This window comes from Candidatus Poriferisodalis multihospitum, from assembly GCF_028283155.1.
GTDB lineage: Bacteria > Actinomycetota > Acidimicrobiia > Acidimicrobiales > Poriferisodalaceae > Poriferisodalis > Poriferisodalis multihospitum.
In genome coordinates this window covers 1-5,486 of the sequence record NZ_JAPYOK010000050.1, presented here as the reverse complement: position 1 = coordinate 5,486, position 5,486 = coordinate 1, and the positions used below count along the sequence as shown (strand labels likewise).

General features: G+C 66.9%; 5 protein-coding genes and 1 pseudogene. 1 reads left to right on the top strand and 5 read right to left on the bottom strand.

The window, feature by feature from the left end; all coding sequences use genetic code 11:
* The first annotated feature begins 454 nt into the window (after positions 1-454).
* On the top strand, positions 455-643 hold the full coding sequence (locus VI480_RS04645) for a hypothetical protein (RefSeq protein ID WP_323671649.1): 189 nt from the start codon (positions 455-457) through the stop codon (positions 641-643).
* 240 nt (positions 644-883) lie between these two features.
* Here the strand turns inward: VI480_RS04645 and VI480_RS04640 are convergent, their stop codons facing one another.
* The 5 genes and pseudogenes from VI480_RS04640 to sufC all read right to left on the bottom strand — a co-directional run bounded on the left by VI480_RS04640 (position 884) and on the right by sufC (position 5,463).
* On the bottom strand, positions 884-1,651 hold the full coding sequence (locus tag VI480_RS04640) for a DUF3800 domain-containing protein (RefSeq protein ID WP_323671648.1): 768 nt from the start codon (positions 1,649-1,651) through the stop codon (positions 884-886).
* Between the two features lie 101 nt (positions 1,652-1,752).
* Positions 1,753-2,871, bottom strand: coding sequence for a hypothetical protein (locus VI480_RS04635; protein ID WP_416246641.1), 1,119 nt, complete (start codon positions 2,869-2,871; stop codon positions 1,753-1,755).
* 40 nt (positions 2,872-2,911) lie between these two features.
* A pseudogene (sufU, locus tag VI480_RS04630) lies at positions 2,912-3,406 on the bottom strand (Fe-S cluster assembly sulfur transfer protein SufU); the annotation flags it as partial.
* A gap of 30 nt (positions 3,407-3,436) precedes the next feature.
* Complete coding sequence (locus tag VI480_RS04625; RefSeq protein ID WP_323671647.1) at positions 3,437-4,684, bottom strand: SufS family cysteine desulfurase; 1,248 nt, start codon at positions 4,682-4,684, stop codon at positions 3,437-3,439.
* Positions 4,681-5,463, bottom strand: coding sequence for a Fe-S cluster assembly ATPase SufC (sufC, locus tag VI480_RS04620; RefSeq protein WP_323671646.1), 783 nt, complete (start codon positions 5,461-5,463; stop codon positions 4,681-4,683). The genes VI480_RS04625 and sufC overlap by 4 nt, the downstream gene beginning before the upstream one ends.
* Positions 5,464-5,486 lie beyond the last annotated feature (23 nt).

Genomic DNA, 5,486 nt, shown 5'->3' with positions numbered 1-5,486 from the left:
AGCGGTCATCGGCAGCCTCCTGCGCTGAGACAGCCAACCTTGACCGATGCTGCTTGAAAAAACTCAGAACCTGTCGCGCGAAGTCAGACGCAACACAGAACGCGGCTGTCGGTTGCCGGCAACAGGCTCGCACTTGGCACTGCCGACTGGCACTGCACCGAGAACCTTACGCCGCTGCTCCGAGTGAATGAGCCGCAGCCACCGCTGGTAACCATGGGCGTCGTGACGCGTAGTCAGCCGAGGCCCGAAGACGACCCGCTTAATGTCTCTGCCAGTAACGACATCGAACCTTCGGGGCAGGCACAGCAGCTGCTCAGGGACCTGCTCGGTCGGGACGAGCATGCAGCGTTCGTTCGATCCCTCGATAACGATCCGGACCTCGCTACGACATGAGGCACGCTGCCCGTACCGAACTTGTTCCACGTAACTTGTCGCTGCGTTGAAGGGAGACTTCGTGAGCGCATCCGACGACGAAGCGGCCCAGACCCAGATCGGCAGAGCTGACGACGTCCGCTCCCTCATGGGTTGCCTGCCTGGTGAACCGAGCTTGGCAGGTGCTCTGCTCGCGGAACGAGAAGCGGATCGCGAAAGAGAAGACCGCCGCTTCGATGAGCTCACAGAGCTTCGAGTGCGGCGTCGCTGAGTTCGGCCTATTTCCGAGACCCAACGGTCGCGAGCACCAATACCGAACCGCCATCAGCGCCGCAGTTGGTGGACTGGCGATCCTGAGCTTCTCGTGCCCGGCGCTCCCTAGGTCGGGCCGCGCGATAGTTCGCAATTGTGTGTAGGCTCTTGGCAGCGAGGAACGCGGGATCAACCGACGGCGCGGGCAACCGTGTCACTTGGCAAATGCCATTGAGTCGGCCCGGTTCCTCGTTTCGCGTCACTGCACAGGCACTCGGGCGGTGAACGCCGGCCACCACGTTTGGCTCTGATGCCATCCCTCGACCATCGACTTGACCGCGTACGACTCGAGATCGCGCTTGCCCCACACTGCTGGCGCGAGCGCGTTGATGTAGGCGGGCTCGACTCGGTGGGGCGGGTGCGTCTTGGGGACGACGGCTTGGTGCAGCGCCATTGCGGAGATGTCAGCCCATTGCAGGCCGACTCGCTGCTGCGCTGGTGAGAAGCTCAGCGGCGGCTTGAGCCATGGCCACTCGATGCTCGACAGCGAAGGGTTGCGGTAAAGCAGATTCACGTAGTCGCGTATCTTGGCAGGGGGCAGTCCCCGAACGGCCGCCAGCGTGACACGAGCAGGGCATCGGACGTCGCGGGCAAGCCAGCTCACACGTTCAAGCAGGAACTTGACTGGGTAGTTGTACGCACCGATCGGGTCCCGCAGGTACGAGTCGCTGTTGACGAGGTTCTTGGGCAGCACGACGTAGAGCAGCCGCACGGTTCCGTTGAGCGCGCCGAGACGCTCGCACGCCTCCATCTTTCGACCGTGCTTGCGAAGATGCTCCCGGGCGTGCATGGGGACGTTCGCGCGACCGAGTGACTCGTTCAGGTCGCGCATGGCCTTCGTTACGAGATGGGCTTTGGAGTGCCTGAACGCACATGCCGCCAGGCAGAAGACCGGCGACGCCCTCGGCCCGAAGCCGCGATCGCCGGTCTCGTCCACATGGACCTCCAGAAAGTCGTCGTCGGCCACGCCGCCAGTCTCACATGCAGACCTGAGCGCCGACATTGACCAAGACATGGACTGCGTGGTTGCTGCGCCACTGCTTGCACTCGCGGGCCGCAGCGGGCTGGCTAGAGGCGGGGGGTGCGGGGTGGGTGGCCCATGAGAATGCGGCCGTAGGCCTCCAAGGCGGGGTCGAGCGCTGTGATGGCGTGCATGTTGATGGCCTGCAGATCGGCCTGCAGGCGGCCGATCCGGTTGGAGTCGCGCACGCCCCGGCCACCTGTTGCCAAGTAGATGCTCTGGGTCGCTTCGAGGCAGCGGCGGACGGCGTACGCGCAGTCCAGGCGCACTCGTGCCCGCAGCGGAAGCTCCAGCGACTCGCCGTTGAGGGCCGTCTCGATGAGCAGCTCTGCGGTGCGTCGCATCAGCAGCTCGCCCTGGTCTACGAGCGCATGGGCCTCGGCGAACTGCCGGTGCGTCAGCGGCCAGTCGGTCTGCAGCACGTCGACATGGCTGATGACCTTGCCGTCGACTTCTTCAGCGAATGCGGCCAGCGATGCCCGAGCGGCCCCGAGAGCCGGCGGGACCAGCGCGTAGGCCAATGTCGGCATCAGCGAACTGCGCTGTATCCAGCCGGTGTTGCGGGCCATGCCCGGCGTGTCGCCCGACGCCAGCACCTCGCCGGCAACGAAACGGTGCTCGGGCACGAACACCTCGTCGACCACGATGCTGCTGCTGCCGGTGGCCCGCAGACCGTTGGCGTGCCAGTCGTCGAGCGCTGAGACGTCGCTGGCCGGCAGCACGAACATGCCCGAGACTTGGCCGTCGCCGTCTGGGGTCGGGAAGTGACCGCCCAGGATGACCCAGCCGGCGTGATCGATGCCCGAACCGAACGGCCAGAAGCCGCTCAGCCTCCAGCCGCCGTCCACTGGGGTGGCATCGCCGCGGTCGACCAGCACACCTGCCACGTACTGGTCCGGACCGCCGCCGTAGATCTCCTCCTGCGCGGCGTCGGGCCAGTGGCCCACCAGCCACGCGTGCGCATTGCCGACGCATGAGTGCCATGCGGTTGACGGGCAGCCTTCGGCCAGCGCCGCGTTCACTTCGAGATACGTGATCCAGTCGAGTTCTTGGCCGCCGTTGGCACTCGGCTGGCCGATCGTCATCAGCTCGGCCGAGCGCAACTCGTCGATGACATCGGGCTCGACCCGCCTCGCCCATGGATCCGCGGCAGCGCGAGCAGCCAGCTTCGGCGCAAGCTGCTGCGCCCGCTCGACGAGTTCGATGCGGCGTTCGGCAGCGGCAGGTCGCGAGCGCGTTCCAGCCCAGCGTCGCGCACTTGATGCGCACAGGGAACTTCACGACGCCGCGCAGCGCTTCCAGATCGCCCAGTCGCAGCGCCCCGCCGTTCGAGGCCCCGGACTCAGCGGACCCGGCTCCGTCGAGCGCTTCGCTGCCGTCACCGCCGATGGCCTCCTCATGGATGGACATCATGGCCTTGAAGGCTCGCGTCAGATCGCGGATCTCATCGATGGTCTTGCCGATCACCGCAGCCGACATCATCGACGCGGACGCCTGGCTGATCGAGCAGCCGTAGCCGCCGACACGAAGGTCGGTCACCACTTCGCCGTCCATCTCGAAGGTCAGCACCACCTCGTCCCCGCACAGCGGGTTGAAGCCCTCGCTCCGGCGCGCGGGCGGGCACTCCAGCTCGCCGCGATTGCGCGGGTTCCGGTAGTGGTCGAGGATGATCTCCCGGTACAGGTCTTCGAGCCCAGCCATCGGATCTCGCTTCGTCCCGGTCTATTGCCTCTAGTGGCCGAACAGCGCGCCGACTTCGTCGAGCGCTTCGGCCAGCGAATCTATGTCGGAAGTGTCGTTGTACACGTACAGCGAGGCCCGCGTCGTGGCGGTGACGCCGAGGCATCGCATGAGCGGCTTGGCGCAGTGGTGACCGGCACGCACGCACACGCCGCTCTGGTCGAGCACCTGGGAGATGTCGTGCGGATGCACGTCGCGATACACGAACGACAGCACACCGCCGCGCTGGGCCGGCTCGGACGGTCCGTGCACGGTGATGTCGTCGCCGTGGCGGTCGGTCAGCGTTCGCAAGGCGTAGCCCGTGAGGCTGACTTCGTGGGCTCGCACGGCATCCATGCCCAGCCCCTCCAGGTATCTGACCGCTGCACCGAGGCCCACGATCTCGGCGATGGGCGGCGTGCCCGCCTCGAACTTGTGCGGCACCGTGTTGGGCCGGAAGCCTTCCTTGGTGACGTCGAGGATCATCTCGCCGCCGCCCAGAAACGGCGGCATGGCGTCGAGCAGCTCCATGCGGGCCCACAGCACGCCCACACCGGTCGGGCCGCACATCTTGTGCCCGGTGAACACCATGAAGTCGGCGCCCAGTTCACCCACGTCAGTGGGCAGGTGCGGTACGTACTGGCTGGCGTCCACGCTGAGCAGCGCGCCGGCGTCGTGAGCGGCGGCGGCAAGGCGGGGGATCGGGTTGAGCGTGCCGAGCACGTTGCTCATGGCGGTGACCGACAGCAGCTTCGCCCCGTCGAGCAGGCGGTCGAGATCGGTGAGGTCCAAGCAGCCGTCGTGGGTGATCGGAATCCAGCGGATCTCGAAGCCCCGCTCGGCGGCCAAGATGTGCCACGGCACGATGTTGGCATGGTGCTCCATCTCGGTGAGCACGATCGCATCGGCCGGCCCGAGGCTCGAGCCGCCCCACGAGCGGGCCACCAGGTTCATGGCCTCGGTGGCGTTCTTGGTGAACACGATCTCGTCCGCGCTCGGAGCGGAGATGAACCGGGCAACGTCGGCCCGAGCCTGCTCCATCTGCTCGGTCGCGGCGGCAGCGATCTCGTACGCGCCACGATGCACGTTGGCGTTGACCGTGCGGTAGTAGTCGTCCATGGCGTCGAGCACCGCCACCGGCTTCTGCGACGACGCCGCAGAGTCGAGATAGACGATCGGATGGCCGTGGACGCTGCGCTCGAGCAGCGGAAACTGCGCCTTCACGGCTCCGTCGATGTCGGGGCCGGCGCCGGCGCTCATGCCGCTGCCTTTTGCTCGAAGGGCTCATAGCCGTCGCGTTCCAGCTCGGCGGCGAGCTCGGGGCCGCCCGAGGCCACGATCTGCCCGTCGACCAGCACGTGGACGTAGTCGGGCTCGATCTCGCCCAGCAGGCGCTCGTAGTGCGTGATGAGCACGACGCCCATGTGCGGCCGCCCGGCACGGACCTGCTGCAAGCCGGTGGCCACCACCCGCAGCGCGTCGATGTCGAGGCCCGAATCGGTCTCGTCGAGCACGGCCACGTCGGGCTCGAGCAGCGCCAGCTGCAGGATCTCGTTGCGCTTGCGCTCGCCGCCGCTGAAGCCCTCGTTGAGGTAGCGGTCCATGAACGACTCGTCCATGCCCAGCCGTGACATCCACTCGCCCATGGCGACATAGATCTCGATGGCCGACACGTCCTCGCCGCGCCGTGCCGAGACTGCCTGGCGCAGGAAGTTGCGCACCGACACGCCCGGAATGTGCTGCGGGTACTGGAAGGCCAGGAACAGCCCGGCCTTCGAGCGGGCGTCGGGATCCCACTCGGAGACGTCGTCGCCCCGGTAGCGGATCTCCCCGCCGGTCACCTCGTACTCCGGCGATCCCAGGATCGTGGTGGCCAGCGTTGACTTGCCCGACCCGTTGGGGCCCATGATGGCGTGGCACTCGCCCGCGTGGACCACCAGATCCACGCCGCGCAGGATCTGCGGGCCGTCGACGGCCCGTACGCCCAAATCGTCGATCTCGAAGAGGGGTGCATCAGGCGCTGTGTTGGCCACTGCCATCAACCGCAGTGTATGGCTGGCCC